Source organism: Kribbella yunnanensis (assembly GCF_039529655.1).
Classification (GTDB): domain Bacteria; phylum Actinomycetota; class Actinomycetes; order Propionibacteriales; family Kribbellaceae; genus Kribbella; species Kribbella yunnanensis.
This window is the reverse complement of record NZ_BAAANF010000001.1, coordinates 211,431-229,597: the sequence shown is the minus strand read 5'-3', so window position 1 is coordinate 229,597 and position 18,167 is coordinate 211,431. Positions and strand designations below refer to the sequence as shown.

The window sequence follows — 18,167 nt, the reverse complement described above, 5'->3', positions numbered from 1 at the left end:
CCTCACCGGGTGGACCGGCCGACGACGCGTTCCAGGGCCAGCTCCCCCGCCGCCCGCCAGGTCGGCTTGCCACCCGGCAGCCCCTTGTCGCCGTTGTTCGCCATGGCCAGCACGAACAGCGCCTTCTGCACGGCGTGACCCCGGGCGCGCCGGAAGGTCGCATCATCGACCGGATAGCTCTCGAAGAACCGTTTCGCCGCACCATCCGGCAGCAGGGTCCACGCTGCGGAGATGTCGATGGCAGGGTCGCCGCTGCCCAGGTCGCCGAAGTCGATGATCCCGGCCAATCGGCCATCTGCGACCACGAGGTTCGCAGGGTGCAGATCCGTGTGCACGAGCAGCGGTGGGCCGTCCCAAGCCGGTGCGGCGACAGCGTCCGCCCAGATCTCCCGTACGGCGTCCCCCGGCTCCACATTGTCGAAGAAGTGGTCGATGTGTCCCAGCTGGAGCATCCCGGTGCGCGGAGTCGGCGGTACGTCGGCCGGTGCGGGGACATGCAGTGCGCGCAGGAACTCCGCCAGCGTTGTACCGGATTCGTCCGCAGTCACGAACTCACGGTCCGCTGGCTCACCGTGCACCCACTGGGTGATCAGCCACGGGTATGGGAACCGCTCCGAGGGCGCCCCACGCCGTACCGGGGTCGGCACTGGTAGCGGGAGCCGGTCAGCCATGGCCGGGAGCCACCGGTACTCGAGTTCGAGCAGCTGCGGCGCACCGGCTTGGCGGGGCATCCGGACCGCCAGCTCGTCGCCCAGGCGCCACATCTGGTTGCCCCAGCCGCCGATGACTTCCCGCAACTCCAGATCGGCCAAGTCGGGGTACTGGTCGCGGAGCAGGTTTCGGACGAGGGCTTCGGTGATGTCCATGTGGCGTCAGACGCGTCACACCCGGAATGGGTTCGGACGCGCACCGGTTGTGCTAAACATGCGTATTGATGTCTGGTCCGATGTCGTCTGTCCGTGGTGCTACATCGGGAAGCGCCGCCTCGAAGAAGCACTGGCCGCCGAGGGTGGCGAACCCGCCGAGATCGTCTGGCACAGCTTCCAGCTGGACCCGTCGTCCACGAACGACGACCCGCGGGACCTGCCGACGCGGCTCGGCGAGAAGTACGGCCGCGACCGAGCCTGGGGTGTGCAGGCGAACCAGCACGTGACCGAGGTGGCCGCGGAGCTCGGCCTGGAGTACCACCTGGACCAGGCCAAGGCGGTCAACACGGTGGACGCCCACCGGTTGCTGCACCTGGCGCTGGAGTCCGGCACGGAGACGCAGGGCCGGCTCAAGGAACGGTTGCTGAAGGCATACTTCACCGACGGTCTCCCGGTCGGCGACCACGCCACACTGGCCGCGCTGGCCGCTGAGGTAGGTCTCCCGGCGGACCGAGTGGCCGCGGTGCTGGCTGGAACCGAGTACGCCGACGAGGTGGCCGCCGACCAGGCACAGGCCCTCGCGTACGGCGCGAACGGCGTACCGTTCTTTGTCATCGACGAGAAGTACGGCGTGAGTGGCGCCCAGCCGGCGGAGGTGTTCAGCGAGGCGCTGCGCCGCGCGAACGCCGACCGCAAGCCGGTGACGCTGATCAGCTCGCCGAGCGCGACCGACGCCACCTGCGGTCCGGACGGGTGCCCCATCTGACGGTTGGGCCTGGGTACCGGGAACGCCTCAACACGTGGTGTATGAAGGAGGCATGACTGTCGTGCGTGCACTGGCCAGGCCGTTGCTGTCCGTCATTTTCGTCGCCCAGGGCGTGAGCTCCCTTCGCAACCCCGAGCCGTTGGTGCCGAAGGCGCAGCCCGTGACCGACCGGTTGGTCCCGCTGGTGAAGAAGGCTGTCCCGGCACAGGTCGGTGACCGCATTCCTGAATCGACAGCCAACCTGATCCGGCTGAACGGTGCGGCCCAGGTGCTCGGCGGGCTCGCACTCGCCAGCGGCAAGGGCCGTCGGCTCGGTGCGACCGTGCTGGCGGCTTCGCTGGTGCCGACCACGCTGGCCGCGCACGCGTTCTGGCAGGAGGACGACAAAGAGGCCAAGGCTCTGCAGCGGTACCAGTTCATGAAGAACCTGGGTCTGCTGGGCGGTCTGCTGCTCGCGGCCGTCGACACCGAGGGCAAGCCCGGTGTGGTCTGGCGGGCGAGCCATGGCGCGAAGGCGGCCAAGCGGGAGACGAAGCGCGGCGCCAAGGCAGCCAAGCGCGAGGCTCGGCAGCTGGCTCACGAGGCGAAGGCCGCGGCCCGACTCGCGAAGGCCGAGTTGCACCTCGGCTGACCTGGCGCTGCCCTAATCTGTAGGTCGTGCCTACTTACAGTGACGACGGGCAGTGGTGGTGGGACGGCCGCGCATGGCAACCCGTCCCCCAGCAACAGCAGCAGCCGTACGGCGGTCAGCAGCAGCCGGCGCAGCAGCAGTACGCCGCTCCCCCGCAGCAGTACCCGGGTCAGCAGCAGCCGTACCCGCCCCAGCAGCCGCAGCAACCGCAGTACGGCGGCGGACAACCGCCGTACCCGCAGCAGGGGTTCTACCAACCGCAGCAGCCGCCGCCGAAGAAGAGCCGCACACTCCCGCTGATCGTTGCCGGGGCCGTCGCACTGGTCCTGGTGCTCAGCGTCGGCGGTGTCGTGCTGTGGAAGAAGACGTCGTCCGACGGCGGTGGTGGCACCTCGGCCGGTGCGCCGCCCAAGGACGCCAAGATCATCGAGCCCGGCCAGCCGGTCACCGAGCAGGCTCTGAGCGAGGTGAACCCGCAGGCGTTCCACGAGAGCGTCATGAAGCGTCAGATGGCCACTCCGATCGCCCGGCTGAAGACCACGGTCCTGGACCCGCAGAAGTTCGCCACCGGGCAGCCGATCTGGTCGATCACGGACATGGCTGTCGACCGCCAGTCCAACAAGTACTACTACGCCCAGAGCATCCTGCAGGGCCGTGTGGACAAGGACCCGACGAACCAGGTCTGCACCGACGGCGATCCGAAGCCGATGCTCTGGTCGGACTACAGCAAGCGTTGGGAGCGCAGCAGGTTCGACGACATGGCCTGCCAGAAGATGCCGTACCAGGGCGGCAGCGACTCCATCGTCTCCACCGGGCTGAACGCTGAGCAGGCGGACAAGGTGATCGCCTACTTCCGCACCAACAAGGGCTTCGTGAACCCGGCCCAGCCGACGCTGCTGACTGCCGGTGGGAAGACGTACGTCAAGCAGGTGGTCGACTTCAAGCCGATCACGCTGTCCGACAACAACTACTGGGGCTCCGCGATCCTGATGTGGGGACTGCGCGAGATCGGTATCGACCCGTCCGAGTGGAAGTGGTCGAACCCGTTCAACCTCACCGAGGGCATCCACATGGTCTACTACCTCGACACGAAGACCCTGCTGCCGGTGGCCGCGTTCCAGAGCGGTATCGACACCCCCGCCCAGAACGGCGAGCCGGCGGTCAAGCGGGACACCATCCAGGTGGTCAACTACACCTACCCCGCAGCGCTCCCGGTGCCGAAGTTCGGCAACTCCCCGAACACGCTGACCATCACGCTGCCGGAAGGCTGGAAGGTCCCGTAGCGGCATGCCCTAGGCTCAAGGCAAGGCAGGAACCAGCTGAGGGAGTGGGATGAGTCAGGAGCAGGGCTGGGCGGCACCGCGGGCCGAGGGGCCGGTCAGCGGCCGGATCACGGTGCCCGGGTCGAAGTCGATCAGCAACCGTGCACTCATCCTCGCGGCGATCGCAGACGGCCCGTCACACCTGACGGGTCTGCTCGCCGCTCGTGACACCACGCTGATGCGACAGGCGCTGACCTCACTCGGCGTCGGCATCACCGACAACGGCTCCACCGTCACAGTCACCCCGGGCTCACTCAAGGGCCCGGCGAGTGTGGACTGCGGCCTGGCCGGCACGGTGATGCGGTTCGTACCGCCCGTGGCCGCGCTCGCTGACGGAGTGGTCGAGTTCGACGGCGACGAGTACGCCCGGGAGCGCCCGATGGGTGTGATCCTGGATGCGCTGCGGACACTCGGCGTACAGATCGAGGACGGTGGCACCGGACGGATGCCGTACTCGGTGTCCGGCACCGGAGCGGTGCGTGGCGGCACGGTCACGCTGGACGCGTCCGGGTCGAGCCAGTTCGTCTCCGCACTATTGCTGGCCGGCGCCCGGTACGACGAGGGTGTGGACATCCGCCATGACGGCAAGCCGGTGCCGTCGCAGCCGCACCTGGACATGTCGGTGGCGATGCTGCGCGAGCGCGGCGTCCAGGTCGACGACTCCGAGCCGAACCGCTGGGTGGTTGCCCCTGGCCCCATTCGGGCCCTGGACAGCGCCATCGAGCCCGATCTGTCCAATGCTGCCCCCTTCCTGGCCGCAGCGGTGCTGACGGGTGGCGAGGTGACGGTGACCGGCTGGCCGGAGCACACCACGCAGCCCGGTGGTCAGCTGCCCGAGATCTTCACCCGCCTCGGCGCCGAGGCCAGTTGGTCAGCGGACGGCCTGACTGTGCGCGGTACCGGCCGAGTCACCGGCGCAGACCTCGACCTGAGCCAGGTCGGCGAGCTCAGCCCGGTGATCGCGGCAGTGGCTGCCTTCGCGGACGGACCGTCGTACCTGCGCGGTATCGCGCACCTGCGCAACCACGAGACGGACCGGCTGGCCGCACTGGAGCGTGAGTTCAACGCACTGGGCGGTGACGTGACGCAGACGGCGGACGGGCTGGAGATTCGCCCGAAGCCCTTGCAGGGTGGACTGTTCGCGACGTACCACGACCACCGGATGGCTCACGCGGCCGCCGTAGTCGGGCTGCTCGTCGACGGGCTGCTGATCGAGAACATCGGGACCACGGCGAAGACACTGCCCGAGTTCCCCGAGCTCTGGTCGGGGCTCGCCGGCTGATGTCGCGGTACGACGAGGAGGCCAAGTACGACCGGCCCAAGCGCCGGACCCGGCCGCGGACCAAGGACCGCCCGTCGTACGACGACGCCGTCATCGGCTTCGTGACCACCCGGGACCGCGGTCGCTACACCTGCTGGGTCGGCGACCGTCAGGTGACCGCCATGAAGGCCCGGCAGCTCGGCCGCACCGGAGTGATCGTCGGCGACCAGGTGAAGCTCGACGGCAACGCCACCGGCGACGAAGGCACCCTGGCTCGCATTGTCGAGGTAGTCCCCCGTACGACGCTCCTGCGCCGCTCTGCCGACGACGACGACCCGGTGGAGCGCCCGCTGGTCGCCAATGCGGACCAGCTGGTCATCGTGGTCGCCGTAGCGAACCCGGAACCGCGCACCGGCCTCATCGACCGCTTCTTGGTCGCCGCATACGACGCAGGTATGCGGCCACTCCTGTGTCTCACCAAAACCGACCTGGCCGACCCGACACCGCTCCTGGACATCTACCGCCCCCTAGGCGTGGAGTCCGTCGCTACCCAGCAGGGCGGTGACCTGGATGCGCTCCGCGAGCAACTGGACGACCGCACCAGCGTTCTGGTCGGTCACTCCGGTGTCGGCAAGTCCACTCTGGTCAACGGGCTCATCGAGGGCGCGAACCGGGCGATCGGTGTCGTCAACGACGTCACCGGCCGCGGTCGGCACACCTCCACGAACACCGTCGTACTGCGGCTGCCCGAAGGTGGCTGGATCATCGACACCCCGGGCATCCGCTCGTTCGGTCTGGCGCATGTCGAGCCGGACAAGCTGATCAACGCCTTCCCCGACCTGGCCGATATCACCGTGGACTGCCCGCGTGGCTGCACGCACACCGAGCTGGCGCCCGACTGCGCGCTCGATGAAGCAGTAGCGGCAGGCCGGGCCGACGCCGATCGGGTGACGTCCTTCCGCCGCCTCCTCGCCAGTCGCGAGGGCCGCGAGCAGAAGGACGCCGAACCGACTACTTAGGCAGCTGCCCGTCCCACACCGCCTTCGCCCCGGCGTCACCGGTGCGAATCGTCTGGTAGATCACCAGTACGCCGATCACGACCACGGCAGCGCTGGTGAGCAGCTCGAGCGGCCGACCGCGGCCTTCCTTGGCCCCCTTACCGCTGGCCAGGGCCGACGGCCCGCCGAGCAGCAGGAACGCAGCCACGGCGAGCACAGCGAAGATGAGGCAGAACCAGAAGAGCAGGTCGCCACGCTCCTGGTGTACCTGGACCGCCTTCTGCAGCGTCGGCACCGCTGCGACAAACGCCTCGCCACTCTCTTTGGCGACGTACGCGAGCACCAGTGAGCCCACACCGAGCAGCAGCACCGGCCAGCGCAGCAGCCACCGCCAGCGCGGTACGAGCGCGAAAACGATCGCGGTCAGCGCGGACACCGGCAGTACCAGCACAGCGGCGTGGATCACCAGCACGTGCATGGGCAGATCCCCGATGCGCTCGAGCATTGACGCCTCCCAGGCAGTCTTGTGGTTCCCGTACAGTGCACACGATCTGAACCGCTATTCGGTTCAACCCGGCCGCAAGCTAGCCTTCGGCCATGCCCTCGCACACGGATGACCTGCGGCTCGCCCACATCCTGGCCGACGATGCGGACTCGACCACGATGGACCGCTTCAAGGCGCTCGACCTGCACGTGGCGACCAAGCCGGATCTGACCCCCGTGAGCGAGTCGGACAAGAAGGTCGAAGACGTGATGCGCAAAACGCTCTCCCGGGCCCGCCCGCGGGACGCGTTCGTCGGTGAGGAAGAAGGCACGACCGGCTGGGGTGCCCGGCGCTGGGTCGTCGACCCGATCGACGGCACCAAGAACTACATCCGCGGCGTCCCCGTCTGGGCCACGCTGATCAGCCTGATGATCGAGGACCAGGTCGTCGTCGGCGTGGTCTCGGCTCCCGCGATCGGCCGGCGCTGGTGGGCGTCGTACGGCGATGGCGCCTGGACCGGTCGTTCGCTGCACTCCTCGCAGCCGTGCCGGGTCAGCGATGTGAGCCGGGTCGAGGACGCCTCGCTGTCGTACTCCTCCCTCAAGGGCTGGGACAAACTCGACAAGTCCACGCAGTGGAGCAGTCTGATGGACGACTGCTGGCGGACGCGGGCGTACGGCGACTTCTGGTCCTACATGCTGGTTGCCGAGGGGGCAGTCGACATCGCCGCCGAGCCCGAGCTCAACCTCTGGGATATGGCCGCGCTGTCGATCATCGTCGAGGAGGCCGGCGGCACGTTCACCTCGGTCGACGGGACCCCCGGTCCGAACGGTCCGAACGCGCTGGCCACCAACGGCCGGCTGCACGACGAGGTTCTCAAGCGCCTAGCGTGACCACGTAGGGTGGCCGCATGCCCTTGAACTACCCCCTTGCGGAGCAGACGCTCGACAACGGCCTGCGGGTCGTCGTGAGTTCGGACCGCGCCGTACCCATCGTCGCCGTCAACCTCTGGTACGACGTGGGTTCGCGTCACGAGCCGCCCGGTCTGACCGGTTTCGCGCACCTGTTCGAGCACCTGATGTTCCAGGGGTCGCGCAACGTGCAGTCCGGTCAGCACTTCAGCCTGCTGGAGACCGTGGGCGCCAGTCTGAACGCGAGCACGTTCTTCGACCGCACCAACTACTTCGAGTCGCTGCCGAGCGGCGGTCTGGACCTGGCCCTGTGGCTGGAGGCCGACCGGATGGGCTATCTGCTCGACGCGCTCAACCAGGAGAACCTGGACAACCAGCGCGACGTGGTGAAGGAGGAGAAGCGGCAGAGCTACGACAACCGGCCGTACGGCGACTCGTACGAGCGGCTGGTCCGGCTGCTGTTCCCCGAGAACCACCCCTACGCGCACATGACGATCGGCTCGATGGCCGACCTGGACGCGGCCTCGCTGGAGGACGTGCACGCGTTCTTCCGCACTTACTACGGCCCGAACAACGCCGTCCTGACGATCGTCGGTGACGTGTCGGTCGAGGACGCCTTCGACGCGGCCAAGCGGTACTTCGGCCACCTCCCGGCGATCCCGACGCCGCCGCCCGCTCCGGACGGCACGATCGGGCCGCTCACCGAGGTGCTGCGCGACGACGTGACGGACGACGTACCGTCCGATCTGATCACCATGATGTTCCGGCTGCCGCCGGACGGGACGCCGGAGCTGGATGCGGCCGGGCTGGCGCTCGACGTACTGGCTGCCGGTCAGAGCGGCCGGCTGAACCGCCGTCTGGTCCGCGACGAGCAGATCGCCCAGTCCGTCTCCGGTGGGGCGCTCCCGCTGATCGGTGGGGTCTCCTTCGGCACCCTGACCGGGATCGCCTCGGACGGTATCGACCTGCAAAAGGTCGAAGACGCACTGCTCGAAGAGGTCGAGAAGCTGGCCGAGAGCGGTATCACGGCCGACGAACTGGCCACTGTCCAGGCACAGGCCGAGCGGGACTGGCTGGAGCAGCTGTCGACCTGTGCAGGCCGCGCTGACGAGATTTCCCACCACGCGCTCCTGTTCGGCGACCCGAACCGGATCAACACCCGGATCGACCAGGTCCGCGCCGTCACGGCCGAGCAGGTCCAGGCCGCAGCCCGGGAGTGGATCCGCGCATCCGGTCGCGCCCAGGTGACGTACCGCCGTACCGAAGACGATGGAGCGGAAGCATGAGCCAGAGCCTGACCACTCCGCCGCCGGTCAGCCCGTCGGGCCCGTGGAAGTTCCCGGAGTCGACCACCACGACCACCAGCGCCGGTACGCCGGTGCACATCTTCGACCGCCCGGGCCAGTACGTCGCCACTGTCCGGGTGACCGTGGCGATGCCGCTGTTCGCGGAGCCGCGGGAGCTCGAAGGGGTCGCGACGATCATGTCCCGCACCCTCGACGAGGGCACCGAGCTGCACTCGGCGAACGACTTCGCAGCGGCCCTCGAGCGACACGGGGCGGCGTACGGCGTCGATGTCAGCTCGGACGCGTTGCACGTGGAGATCTCGGTCCCGGTGTCGCACCTGGCCCCGGCCGTGAAGCTGCTGGCCGAGGCGGTCACCCGGCCGGCGTTCAACGTCGCCGATGTCGGGCGGCACGTGACGATCCGGCTCGGTGAGATCAACCAGGAGAAGGCGAACGCCGGCTATCGGGCCCGCGAGGCCTTCGCCGCCTACCTGTTCGACGCGTCGACCCGGCGCTCCCGGCCGACCGCAGGGACGCCGGACACGATCCGCCCGCTCACCAACGTGCAGGTGGCCGAGTTCTACCGGAACAACATCGGTCCGGCGCGCGCTCAGATCCTGTTCGCGGGTGACGCGACCGGTGTGGACGTGGCCGCGATCCTCGATGACGCATTCGGCGACTGGCGTGCCGAGGTCGGGCCGGCGCTGGAGACTCCCGAGCCGCTGTACCTGTCTGGTGACCGCGTGGTGCTGGTGGACCGGCCGGGCTCAGTGCAGAGCCAACTGGTGATCGGCTGCGCCGGTCCGGACCGTCGTAGCGCTGCCTGGGGCCCGGCCGCCGTGGCGAACCATGTGGTCGGTGGAACCATCACCTCCCGCGTGGACACCGTGCTGCGCGAGGAGAAGGGCTACACGTACGGCACGCGCAGCAGCTTCGCAGCGCCTCGCAAGGGCGGCACGTTCACGCTGGGCGGCGCAGTCCGCACTGAGGTGACCGGTGCGGCGATCGGTGACGCCCTGCGGATTCTCCGCGACGCCCGGGACGGGCTGACCGAGCAGGAGGTCCAGGAGGCCAAGGACAGCCTCACACTGACCGCACCGCTGCGCTACGAGCAGGCGGACTCGATCATCCAGCAGGTGGCCAGCAACATCGCGAACGGCGTACCGATCGACTTCGCCGACACCTACATGCAGCGGATCGCCGCCACTACCGCCGAGCAGGCCACCGCGGCGTACCGGGAGTACGTGGGAACCAACGGGCTACTCGTTGTCGTCGTAGGGGAAGCAAAGGACGTCAGGCCGCAGCTCACCGAGCTCGGACTGGGGGACCTGATCGAACTGACCTGAGGAGCACAGGATGTCGTACACCGACGCCACCGACCGGACGCACACGTTCTACCCGGTCCAGCCCGGTTCGCCGCACCAGCCGGCGTACGGCATCCTCCAGGACAACTCCCACGCGACCGTCGCGGTCGTCCTGGGAGTGATCGCCCTCTGCACCGGTCTGATCTTCCTGTCACCGGTCGCCTGGTGGCTCGGCAGCCAGTCGCTGGCCGAGATCGACGCGGCGCCTGGCGTCTACAACAACCGCGGGATGGCGCAGGCCGGCCGCATCCTCGGCATCATCGGTACGGCGCTGATGGCCGCCGGCCTGCTCTTCTTCGTCCTCATGCTGACCACCTTCGTGGCCATCTGAGTTACTTGCTCGGTACGACCAGACAGGTAGTCCCGCGGTCACCGAGCCGCCAGCCGCTCTCGATCGGGTGCAGGTAGAAGATGTCCGACGGCTTGGTCTCGTTCCGCTTCAGGGCGTCCCACCGGCTGCTGCAGCCCGTCTCGGCGGCGGTCTGCACGGCAGTCAGCCCCGGCCACTTCCCGGCCGGCAGCTGGAAGATCGCGTAGACCTCGCCGCCGTTCGGACCGCTGCACGGCACCAGCTTCAGGCCCCGGACCTCCGTGCTCTCCTGGAGGCTCTCGACGCAGTCGCCCACCTTCAGCTTGGTCGGCTGCACGTTCGTCGTCGTGGTCACCTGCCCCGAGGCATCCCGGTCCGGCTCGTTGTCGGTCGTCAGCGCGACCGCGATCCCGATGCCGAACAGCAGCACCCAGGCGCCCGAGATCGCGATACCGGCGATCGCGAGGCCGCGGCCGTTCTGGTTGCGCTCCTTGATCTGGCGCAGCGCGATGATGCCCAGGATGACGCTGAACAGCACCATGCTGACGATGCCGAGGATCAGCGACGCGATCGCCAGCCCATTGGTGCCCTGCGGCGGCCCCTGCTGATACGGGTTGCCCTGGATCGGCGGCATGCCGTACGGCGGCGGCTGCTGCCCGTACGGCGCTTGCTGCCCGTACGGCGGTTGGCCCCCGTACTGCGGTGGTCCCGGCTGCTGCGGACCGGGGTAGGGCGGCTGGCCGCCGGGAGGCCCGGCCGGGGGTGGTGTCTGACTCATGATCGGACTGTAAGCCCCACGGACCGAACCTGTCCGGAATAACGGCCTGACCGGTATTAACTGGAGATGTAGTTGGACAGCTGTTCCTTCTCGAACTCCAGCTCACCGATCCGCGACTTGACCACGTCACCGATGCTGACCAGCCCGGTCAGCGCCCCGTCCACGACGACCGGGACGTGCCGGATCCGGCGGTCGGTCATCAGGCGCATCAGGTTGTCGATCAGGTCGTCCGGCGTACAGGTGTGGACCTCGGCGGTCATGATCGCGCTGACCCGGACCTCGCCGGCCTCCGGCGTCCCGTTCAGCAGGCGGACCACATCGCGCTCGGAGACGATGCCGGCCACCGATGACCCGTCAGCACTCACCACCACCGCACCGATGTTGTGTTCGGCCAGCAGGGCAAGGAGTTCGGTGACGGTGGCTTGCGGCGGGATGGTGACAACCTTGTGCCCCTTGCCGCGCAGTACGTCGTTGATCTTCACGGAGCCTCCTGCAGATCGAGGGGGGACCAATACCCCAAGGTAGCGAAAAGACCACTGACGCGGCAGGTCTCATCTCAGAAACACGGGGTGACGACGATGTCACCCCGTGTTGTGAAGATCTTCACAAGGTGCCGACGGCAACGGATTCCTTCTGCGCGGTCTCCTGGGTCGCCCCGAGCGCGACCCAGAGCAGACCGATCAGCGCGAGGATCGCAGCGCCGACAACGAAGGGCACCAGCGGTCCGGGCGCAATCAGCATCGACCGCCACCGCCGGTGGTCCTAGCCGTCCTCAACCCCTGAAGGCGGACCGCCCCCACCCACCAACCTCGCCCGACCCACCCACCTCACGCTCAGCGCCTCCGCCCCAACCCGCCGCCTGACCAGTTGGACGGTGCTGGCGGTCCGCCCCCACTCACAACCTCGTCCGCCCCCTTCATCCTCAGCACCGCCTCCCCGCCCCACCTCCCACCACGCGATGGGTTCACCCACCAGGTTGTGGGTTCCCCACCCGCATGCGCCTCAGGAACCCACAACCTCGTGGGGTAACCCACGAGATGCGCCAGGCCCGGGACGGGGTTCGCGGCCCGGGATGCGCCAGGCCCGGGACGGGGTTAGCGGTCCGCTAAATGCGTCGGCCGATCAGCCGATCCGCCCGTAGGATCGCCGGGGTCCGGGACGAGCGAGGGAGATACATGAGCTGGCGGCAGGATCTCGCCGTACTGCGGCACCGGGATGTCCGTCTGTTCGTCACATCCCGGTTCGTGTCGATCCTCGGGTCGACGATCGCGCCGGTCGCCCTGGTGTTCGCCGTACTGGACGTGTCGCCGTCACCGAGCTCGGTCGGCCTCGTGCTCGCGGCTCGGAGCATCCCGAACATCGTGTTCCTGCTGGTCGGCGGCGTGATCTCGGACCGGCTGTCACGCCGGCTCGTCATCTTGGTGGCCAACACGGTCAGCGGGCTCACCCAGGCGCTAGCCGCCGTCCTGGTGCTGTCCGGTCATGCGACGATCTGGCAGCTGGCCGCGATCGAGGCTGTCAACGGCGCCGCGTCCGCGTTCGTGATGCCGGCGATGACCGGCATACTCCCGTCGATCGTCAGCAAGGCCGACCTTCCGCAGGCGACCGCGATCTCGGGCTTCGCCCGGTCGTCGGCGATGATCGGCGGCGGCGCGGTGGCCGGTGTCATCGTCGGACTGACCGGTCCGGGAATCGGACTGGCGGTCGATGCCGTGACCTTCCTCCTCGCCGCGGCCCTGATCTCCCGGCTGAAACTGCCACCCGTCGTACGGCGAGCCTCCTCGATGATCACCGACCTCCGCGAAGGCTGGAGCGAATTCGCCTCCCGGCAATGGGTGTGGGTCGTCGTACTCGCCTTCGGTCTGCTCAACGTCCTGTTCACCGCCTGCTACCAAACCCTCGGCCCGGTCATCGCCGACCGCACCTTCGGCCGCGCCGGTTGGGGCGCGGTGAGCGCCTGTTTCGGCGCCGGCCTGGTGATCGGCGGCCTGCTGATGCTCCGCCTCAAACCGCGCTACCCGCTCCGGGCCGGGATGGCGGGAATGTTGCTCGCGGTGCCGATCATGCTCTGCCTCGCCCTGTACCCGAACGCGATCGCGGTCGCAGTGGCCGCGTTCGTGATGGGCCTCGGGTTCGAGATCTTCGGGATCGGCTGGGAGACCGCGCTCGGTCAGCACGTCCCCCTCGACAAGCTGTCGCGGGTGTCGTCGTACGACATGCTCGGCTCGTTCATCGCGAACCCGGTCGGACAACTGACCGTCGGCTACGTCGCCGCCGCCATCTCGATCAAGGCCGTCGAGCTGTACGGCGTGACGCTGTACCTCCTGATCACCATCGCCACCCTCGTCGTACCGTCGATCTGGAACCTGCGGCGACTCGAGCAGGACACTAAGCTGACCGCGTGAGTTCAATCGTGCCGGGTCCGCAGAAGAAGCTCGAACAAGAGATCGACGCCGCCCGTTCCGGCGCCAAGCCGTTGTCGGCGGGCGATCTGAACCCGTCCGCGCCTCAGCACGTCGGCCTGAGCGGTCTCGACGAGTGGCCGGACGCGCTGCGCGCAACAGTCGAAGCCGACTACGAACGCACCACGGCGCTCACCACCAACCGCCGCAAGACGGCCGACAACTTCGTCCCCGACCTGCTCAAGGGACTCACCGAGCTCGTCGACCAGATCGACACGCACCTGCAGTCGATCAAGCCAGGCCTGTTCGGCAAGAGCACCCCGACCGAACCGCCGTCCACCGACCTGGCCGAACTGCTGGGCCTCCCCACCGACGCCGTCTCCGCGACGCCCGGCCGCTCCGAGCACAAGGAAGCCGCCCGCACCCTCAAGGCGATCCGCGACCAGCTCAAGTCCCAGGAACGCCACCCCGACCCGCTGGCCCGCGAAATCCCCATCGACCACGCGAAACTCACCCGCCTGGTCACCTTCACCGTCCGCCTGGCCGTCATCCTCACCCAGGCCCCCGAGGCGGCTCCCCTCATCCCCACCGCCCTCGAAGCCTTCGCCGAAGGCACCCCCGACCCCCAGGTCGACGAAACCTTCGCCGAAAAACTCGAGTTCTGGCAAGAAACCTACGAAGACCTCGCCTAACCGCCGTACCGCCGTTCGGTGGCGATTTTCGTGGCTTGCCACCAGGGTTGGTGGTCGCGGTACCAGGTGATGGTTTGGGCTAGGCCTGCTTCGAAGTCTTGGTACTGCGGGGTCCAGTCGAGCTCGGTGCGGAGCTTGCTGGAGTCGGTGGCGTAGCGGAGGTCGTGGCCGGGGCGGTCGGGGACGAGGTCGTACGCGTCGGCGGGTTGGCCGAGGAGTCGGAGGATCGTCTCGGTGACCTGTTTGTTGGAGCGCTCCTGGCCGGAGCCGATCAGGTAGGTGTCGCCGAGCCGGCCGTTGGCCAGGATCTTCTGTACGGCGGCATTGTGATCGTCGACGTGGGTCCATTCGCGGACATTCGCGCCGGCGCCGTAGACCTTCGGACGGATTCCCGTGAGCACGCTGGTGATGTGGCGCGGGATGAGCTTCTCGACATGCTGGTACGGGCCGTAGTTGTTGGCGCAGTTGGAGATCGTGGCGGCGATCCCGTACGAGCGGGTCCACGCCCGGACCAGGTGATCGGAGCTCGCCTTCGTGGCCGAGTACGGCGACGACGGGTCGTACCGCGTTTCCTCGGTGAACCGCGTGCCGGTGTCGAGCGGCAGCGCGCCGAACACCTCGTCGGTCGAGATGTGGTGCAGGCGGACGTCGTACCGGCGTACTGCCTCGAGGAGGTTGAACGTGCCGACCACGTTCGTCCGGACGAACGGCGCCGGATCACCGAGCGAGTTGTCGACATGCGACTCGGCCGCGAAGTGGACGACCACATCCGCCTGCCCCACCAGCCGATCCACGACCGACGCGTCGGCGATATCGCCTTCGACGAACTCGATGTGATCGGCCACCGGCGCCAGGTTGCGGACATCCCCGGCGTACGTGAGGGCGTCCAGCACAGTGATCTTGCCGTACGTCGCGATGGCGCCCTGCACGAAGTTGGCGCCGATGAACCCGGCTCCCCCGGTCACCAGCATCCGGTCCATCTATCGCACCAGGTTGTTCTGCGGCTGTTTCAGCAACGCCAGCAGGTATTCGCCGTACCCGGAATTGCGCAGTGGTTCGGCGAGCAACCGAAGGTCGTCGTCACTGATGAACCCCTGCCGCCAAGCGGCCTCCTCGACACAACCGACCTTCAGCCCGGTGCGATTCTCCAGCACCCGCACGAAGTCGGAAGCATCCGCCAAGGATTCGATCGTCCCGGTATCCAGCCACACCGACCCGCGATCCAGCTGATGCACCTGCAGTTTGCCGCGCCGCAGGTACTCCCGATTCACATCGGTGATCTCAAGCTCGCCCCGAGCACTCGGCTGCAACGACCGCGCGATCTCCACCACGTCGTTGTCGTAGAAGTACAACCCGACCACCGCAAAGTTCGACCGCGGCTCACTCGGCTTCTCCTCGATTCCGACCGCCCGCTGATCCGCATCGAACTCCACCACCCCGTACCGCCGCGGATCCGCCACCGTATAAGCGAAAACCACCCCGCCATCGGGATCCGCGCCAGCCGTTAACCGGTCGCCGTAGAACAGATTGTCGCCAAGAATCAGCGCCACCCCATCGTCCCCGATGAACTCCTCCCCCACCAGAAACGCCTCGGCAATCCCGTTAGGCCGCCCCTGCACCGCATAACTGAACGAACACCCGAACTGCGCCCCATCCCCCAGCAGACGAACAAAACTCGCCTCGTCCTCCGGGGTGGTGATGATGAGGATCTCGCTGATCCCCGCACTCATCAACGTCGAGAGCGGGTAATAGATCATCGGCTTGTCATAGATCGGCATCAGGTGCTTCGAGATCCCCCGGGCCATCGGATACAACCGCGTCCCCGACCCACCAGCAAGCACAATCCCCTTCATCAAGCCTCCTCCCCCGCACCCTAGGACGACTACTTGCCCCCCGCAATCACCCCGGCGAGTCGCCCAGCGACAGGACGTATACGCCGCTCCAGCCCCAAATCCACCCCAGCTGAGCCTGGCGACCCCACCCAGCAGACGTATACGTCCTGTCCGTCGGAGGATCGCCGGCCGCCGCGCACTGCCGGAGCCGACTGCGCCCCCCACGGGGAAGAACCCCTTGCGCCGCCACTCCCCACCACTCATCCCATGCTCGGCGCGAATCGCCTTCCATCCCACCACGCTTCGCACTCCGCCGAAGGCGGCAAAGGAAGAGCCGCCGCGCAGCGGTGTCCGTGCGCGGCGGCTGATGTGCCACTCAGCCCTTGATGGCGCCGCCGAGGGCGAAGGCGCCGCCTAGTTTCTTGCTGAGGAGGAGGTACAGCAGGAGGACGGGCATGGTGTAGATGAGGGAGTAGGCCGCCAGCTGGCCGTAGTTGGGTTCACCGTATTGGCCGAAGAAGGTGAAGATGCTGACTGAGGCGGGGAGGCGTTCGGGCGAGAGCAGCAGCATGAAGGGGACGAAGAAGTTTCCCCACATGCCGATGAAGGTGAAGATCAGGACCACGGCGATTCCGGGCCACATCAGTGGGAGCACGATGCTTTTCAGGGCTCGCATGTTGCTCGCGCCGTCAACCCACGCCGCCTCTTCCAGCGAGATCGGTACGCCGTCCATGAAGGTCTTCGTCAGCCAGATCGCGAACGGCAACGAACTCGTCGCCATGAACATGATCGTCCCACCCAGCGTGTCCACCAGGTTCAACTGAACGAACAGTCCATACACCGGCACCATCACCGCGGTGATCGGCAACCCCGTACAGAACAACACCGTCAACAAAAACGGCCGGTTGAAGCGCGACTTGAACCGCGAGAGCGGGTACGCCGCCAGCACCGCACACACCATGGTGAGCAACGCCGACCCGCCGCACAGCACAATGCCGTTGAGCACCGGCCGGTACGTCGTGTCGGTGTTCAGCACCGCTTTGAAGTTCCCGAGCGTCGGGCTCGTCGGGAACTCGACCCGCAGTCCCGCCGTCCGGTTGATCGAGGCGAACAGCACCCACAGCAAGGGGAGCACGAACAAGATGCCGATGGCCAGCAGCACCAAGTTCGAGGTCAGCTTGCTGAGCCGGTCCCGCGCGATCATGGGGCCTCCTGACCTGGACTGAGGAGCGTAGGGAGCGAAGCGACTGGAGCGACGAGGGAAGGGAGGGAGTTCCAGCCCCATGATCCGCCGCGCCGGAGGCGTGGCCATGACACTGTCACGCTGCCTCCGAGTTGAGTCCACGTAGGTAGATCAGCGAGAAGACTGCGCCGATCGCCAGCATCACCAGAGCGATCGCGGTCCCGTAGCCGATCTGGGAGAAGCTGAACGCCTGCTCGTACATGTACAGCGGCAGCGTCTGGGACTTGGTCCCAGGACCACCGCGGGTCATCGCATAGATCAGACCGAACACACTCAAGGTCTGCAGCGTGATCAGCATCAGGTTGGTGAGGATCGCCCGGCTGATCATCGGCAGCGTCACGAAGATGAGTCGCCGCCAGCCGCCGGCGCCGTCCATCTCGGCCGACTCCTCGATCTCCTTGGGGATCTCGCTGAGCGCCGCGGAATACACCAGCATCGAGAACGCCGTACCGCGCCAGATGTTGGCCAGCGAGACCGCGATGATCGGTGCCGCGTACAACCAGTCCTGGCCGGGCAGGCCGACCGCGTGCAGCATCACGTTCAGCGTACCCTCGTCGTTGAAGAACGCCGACAGCAGGTACGCCGCCACCACCTCGGGCAGCACCCACGCACCGATGACCGCCGTACCGACGAAGTTCCGGACCACCTTGTTGCCCTTGCGCATCAGCAACGACAGGCCGAGTCCGAGGGTGTTCTGCCCGATGATCGCGGAGATCAACGTGAACACCAGCGTCAGCCAGATCGCGTTGCTGAACGCACCGCTGCCGAAGGCCTTGCGGAAGTTGTCCAATCCGACGAACGTCACGTTCGCCGCACCGGTACCGGTGAGCGCCATGTTCGTGAACGCGGCGTAGATGCAGTACAGGATCGGGCCGGCCAGGAAGACCAGCATCAGTCCGATGGCCGGCGAGAGCGGCAGCATCTTGATCAGGTTCGCGGCCCGCGGTTTCCCGCTGCGCCCGGGCTTGGGCGCAGCGGGAGTCGGGGCGACAGTCGTCGTCACAGGGGAGATTCCTTCGCC

The 18,167-nt window shown here is 67.5% G+C and carries 20 protein-coding genes; 11 read left to right on the top strand and 9 right to left on the bottom strand.

Annotated features, from left to right (window positions below; all coding sequences use genetic code 11):
- Positions 1 to 2: 2 nt before the first annotated feature.
- Entirely contained in the window at positions 3 to 866 is an 864-nt protein-coding gene (locus ABD231_RS01030) for an aminoglycoside phosphotransferase family protein (RefSeq protein WP_344144097.1), read from the bottom strand.
- 58 nt (positions 867 to 924) lie between these two features.
- Between ABD231_RS01030 and ABD231_RS01025 the strand changes: the two genes are divergently transcribed.
- The 5 genes from ABD231_RS01025 to rsgA are packed head-to-tail and all read left to right on the top strand — an operon-like array spanning position 925 to position 5,865.
- On the top strand, positions 925 to 1,632 hold the full coding sequence (locus ABD231_RS01025) for a DsbA family oxidoreductase (RefSeq protein ID WP_344144094.1): 708 nt from the start codon (positions 925 to 927) through the stop codon (positions 1,630 to 1,632).
- A gap of 52 nt (positions 1,633 to 1,684) precedes the next feature.
- Positions 1,685 to 2,263, top strand: a complete 579-nt coding sequence (locus ABD231_RS01020) for a DoxX family protein (protein WP_344144091.1) — start codon at positions 1,685 to 1,687, stop codon at positions 2,261 to 2,263.
- 26 nt (positions 2,264 to 2,289) lie between these two features.
- The gene (locus tag ABD231_RS01015; protein WP_344144088.1) at positions 2,290 to 3,546 is read left to right on the top strand and encodes a hypothetical protein; all 1,257 of its coding nucleotides are present in this window, start codon (positions 2,290 to 2,292) and stop codon (positions 3,544 to 3,546) included.
- A 49-nt stretch (positions 3,547 to 3,595) separates the two neighbouring features.
- A complete protein-coding gene (aroA, locus tag ABD231_RS01010; RefSeq protein WP_344144086.1) occupies positions 3,596 to 4,867 on the top strand; it encodes a 3-phosphoshikimate 1-carboxyvinyltransferase in 1,272 nt (423 codons plus the stop codon).
- The gene (rsgA, locus tag ABD231_RS01005) at positions 4,867 to 5,865 is read left to right on the top strand and encodes a ribosome small subunit-dependent GTPase A (protein WP_344144084.1); all 999 of its coding nucleotides are present in this window, start codon (positions 4,867 to 4,869) and stop codon (positions 5,863 to 5,865) included. The genes aroA and rsgA overlap by 1 nt, the downstream gene beginning before the upstream one ends.
- On the opposite strand, the gene ABD231_RS01000 is transcribed toward rsgA, so the two are convergent.
- The gene (locus tag ABD231_RS01000; protein WP_344144082.1) at positions 5,858 to 6,349 is read right to left on the bottom strand and encodes a DUF2231 domain-containing protein; all 492 of its coding nucleotides are present in this window, start codon (positions 6,347 to 6,349) and stop codon (positions 5,858 to 5,860) included. The genes rsgA and ABD231_RS01000 overlap by 8 nt on opposite strands.
- A 92-nt stretch (positions 6,350 to 6,441) precedes the next feature.
- On the opposite strand from ABD231_RS01000, the gene hisN reads away from it, so the two are divergent.
- Genes hisN through ABD231_RS00980 form a run of 4 tightly spaced genes read left to right on the top strand, consistent with a single transcriptional unit; the run spans position 6,442 to position 10,220 of the window.
- Positions 6,442 to 7,221 carry a histidinol-phosphatase gene (hisN, locus tag ABD231_RS00995; protein WP_344144080.1) on the top strand — a complete coding sequence of 260 codons (780 nt, stop codon included), beginning with the start codon at positions 6,442 to 6,444 and terminating at the stop codon, positions 7,219 to 7,221.
- A 17-nt stretch (positions 7,222 to 7,238) separates the two neighbouring features.
- The gene (locus tag ABD231_RS00990) at positions 7,239 to 8,525 is read left to right on the top strand and encodes a M16 family metallopeptidase (RefSeq protein ID WP_344144078.1); all 1,287 of its coding nucleotides are present in this window, start codon (positions 7,239 to 7,241) and stop codon (positions 8,523 to 8,525) included.
- Positions 8,522 to 9,871, top strand: a complete 1,350-nt coding sequence (locus ABD231_RS00985) for a M16 family metallopeptidase (RefSeq protein WP_344144076.1) — start codon at positions 8,522 to 8,524, stop codon at positions 9,869 to 9,871. Before ABD231_RS00990 ends, ABD231_RS00985 begins: the two co-directional genes overlap by 4 nt.
- A 10-nt stretch (positions 9,872 to 9,881) precedes the next feature.
- The gene (locus ABD231_RS00980) at positions 9,882 to 10,220 is read left to right on the top strand and encodes a DUF4190 domain-containing protein (RefSeq protein ID WP_344144074.1); all 339 of its coding nucleotides are present in this window, start codon (positions 9,882 to 9,884) and stop codon (positions 10,218 to 10,220) included.
- Position 10,221: 1 nt separating this feature from the next.
- On the opposite strand, the gene ABD231_RS00975 is transcribed toward ABD231_RS00980, so the two are convergent.
- The 3 genes from ABD231_RS00975 to ABD231_RS00965 all read right to left on the bottom strand — a co-directional run bounded on the left by ABD231_RS00975 (position 10,222) and on the right by ABD231_RS00965 (position 11,718).
- Positions 10,222 to 10,977, bottom strand: a complete 756-nt coding sequence (locus ABD231_RS00975; protein ID WP_344144072.1) for a DUF4190 domain-containing protein — start codon at positions 10,975 to 10,977, stop codon at positions 10,222 to 10,224.
- A gap of 56 nt (positions 10,978 to 11,033) precedes the next feature.
- On the bottom strand, positions 11,034 to 11,459 hold the full coding sequence (locus tag ABD231_RS00970; protein ID WP_344144070.1) for a CBS domain-containing protein: 426 nt from the start codon (positions 11,457 to 11,459) through the stop codon (positions 11,034 to 11,036).
- Positions 11,460 to 11,580: 121 nt separating this feature from the next.
- Complete coding sequence (locus ABD231_RS00965) at positions 11,581 to 11,718, bottom strand: hypothetical protein (protein ID WP_344144068.1); 138 nt, start codon at positions 11,716 to 11,718, stop codon at positions 11,581 to 11,583.
- Positions 11,719 to 12,152: 434 nt separating this feature from the next.
- Here ABD231_RS00965 and ABD231_RS00960 point away from each other — a divergent pair, with 434 nt between their 5' ends.
- Positions 12,153 to 13,382, top strand: coding sequence for an MFS transporter (locus ABD231_RS00960; protein WP_344144066.1), 1,230 nt, complete (start codon positions 12,153 to 12,155; stop codon positions 13,380 to 13,382).
- On the top strand, positions 13,379 to 14,071 hold the full coding sequence (locus ABD231_RS00955; protein ID WP_344144064.1) for a hypothetical protein: 693 nt from the start codon (positions 13,379 to 13,381) through the stop codon (positions 14,069 to 14,071). Before ABD231_RS00960 ends, ABD231_RS00955 begins: the two co-directional genes overlap by 4 nt.
- Here the strand turns inward: ABD231_RS00955 and rfbB are convergent.
- From rfbB to ABD231_RS00935, 4 genes are all read right to left on the bottom strand, one after another.
- Positions 14,068 to 15,051 (bottom strand): dTDP-glucose 4,6-dehydratase, encoded by a 984-nt coding sequence (gene rfbB, locus ABD231_RS00950; RefSeq protein WP_344144062.1) that lies wholly within the window; start codon positions 15,049 to 15,051, stop codon positions 14,068 to 14,070. The genes ABD231_RS00955 and rfbB overlap by 4 nt on opposite strands.
- Positions 15,052 to 15,924 carry a glucose-1-phosphate thymidylyltransferase RfbA gene (gene rfbA, locus ABD231_RS00945; protein WP_344144060.1) on the bottom strand — a complete coding sequence of 291 codons (873 nt, stop codon included), beginning with the start codon at positions 15,922 to 15,924 and terminating at the stop codon, positions 15,052 to 15,054.
- Positions 15,925 to 16,279: 355 nt separating this feature from the next.
- Positions 16,280 to 17,107, bottom strand: coding sequence for a carbohydrate ABC transporter permease (locus tag ABD231_RS00940; protein WP_344144058.1), 828 nt, complete (start codon positions 17,105 to 17,107; stop codon positions 16,280 to 16,282).
- 115 nt (positions 17,108 to 17,222) lie between these two features.
- The gene (locus tag ABD231_RS00935; RefSeq protein WP_344144057.1) at positions 17,223 to 18,149 is read right to left on the bottom strand and encodes a carbohydrate ABC transporter permease; all 927 of its coding nucleotides are present in this window, start codon (positions 18,147 to 18,149) and stop codon (positions 17,223 to 17,225) included.
- Positions 18,150 to 18,167: the final 18 nt, after the last annotated feature.

What these genes read in the sequence shown, in the direction of transcription:
- ABD231_RS00960 (WP_344144066.1), top strand. Translation starts at nt 12,153, where the DNA reads ATGAGCTGGCGGCAGGATCTCGCCGTACTGCGGCACCGGGATGTCCGT.
- hisN (WP_344144080.1), top strand. Translation starts at nt 6,442, where the DNA reads ATGCCCTCGCACACGGATGACCTGCGGCTCGCCCACATCCTGGCCGAC.
- aroA (WP_344144086.1), top strand. Translation starts at nt 3,596, where the DNA reads ATGAGTCAGGAGCAGGGCTGGGCGGCACCGCGGGCCGAGGGGCCGGTC.
- ABD231_RS00975 (WP_344144072.1), bottom strand. Translation starts at nt 10,977, where the DNA reads ATGAGTCAGACACCACCCCCGGCCGGGCCTCCCGGCGGCCAGCCGCCC.
- ABD231_RS00980 (WP_344144074.1), top strand. Translation starts at nt 9,882, where the DNA reads ATGTCGTACACCGACGCCACCGACCGGACGCACACGTTCTACCCGGTC.
- ABD231_RS00990 (WP_344144078.1), top strand. Translation starts at nt 7,239, where the DNA reads ATGCCCTTGAACTACCCCCTTGCGGAGCAGACGCTCGACAACGGCCTG.
- ABD231_RS01025 (WP_344144094.1), top strand. Translation starts at nt 925, where the DNA reads ATGCGTATTGATGTCTGGTCCGATGTCGTCTGTCCGTGGTGCTACATC.
- ABD231_RS01020 (WP_344144091.1), top strand. Translation starts at nt 1,685, where the DNA reads ATGACTGTCGTGCGTGCACTGGCCAGGCCGTTGCTGTCCGTCATTTTC.
- ABD231_RS01030 (WP_344144097.1), bottom strand. Translation starts at nt 866, where the DNA reads ATGGACATCACCGAAGCCCTCGTCCGAAACCTGCTCCGCGACCAGTAC.
- ABD231_RS00940 (WP_344144058.1), bottom strand. Translation starts at nt 17,107, where the DNA reads ATGATCGCGCGGGACCGGCTCAGCAAGCTGACCTCGAACTTGGTGCTG.
- rfbA (WP_344144060.1), bottom strand. Translation starts at nt 15,924, where the DNA reads ATGAAGGGGATTGTGCTTGCTGGTGGGTCGGGGACGCGGTTGTATCCG.
- rfbB (WP_344144062.1), bottom strand. Translation starts at nt 15,051, where the DNA reads ATGGACCGGATGCTGGTGACCGGGGGAGCCGGGTTCATCGGCGCCAAC.
- rsgA (WP_344144084.1), top strand. Translation starts at nt 4,867, where the DNA reads ATGTCGCGGTACGACGAGGAGGCCAAGTACGACCGGCCCAAGCGCCGG.
- ABD231_RS00985 (WP_344144076.1), top strand. Translation starts at nt 8,522, where the DNA reads ATGAGCCAGAGCCTGACCACTCCGCCGCCGGTCAGCCCGTCGGGCCCG.
- ABD231_RS01000 (WP_344144082.1), bottom strand. Translation starts at nt 6,349, where the DNA reads ATGCTCGAGCGCATCGGGGATCTGCCCATGCACGTGCTGGTGATCCAC.
- ABD231_RS00965 (WP_344144068.1), bottom strand. Translation starts at nt 11,718, where the DNA reads ATGCTGATTGCGCCCGGACCGCTGGTGCCCTTCGTTGTCGGCGCTGCG.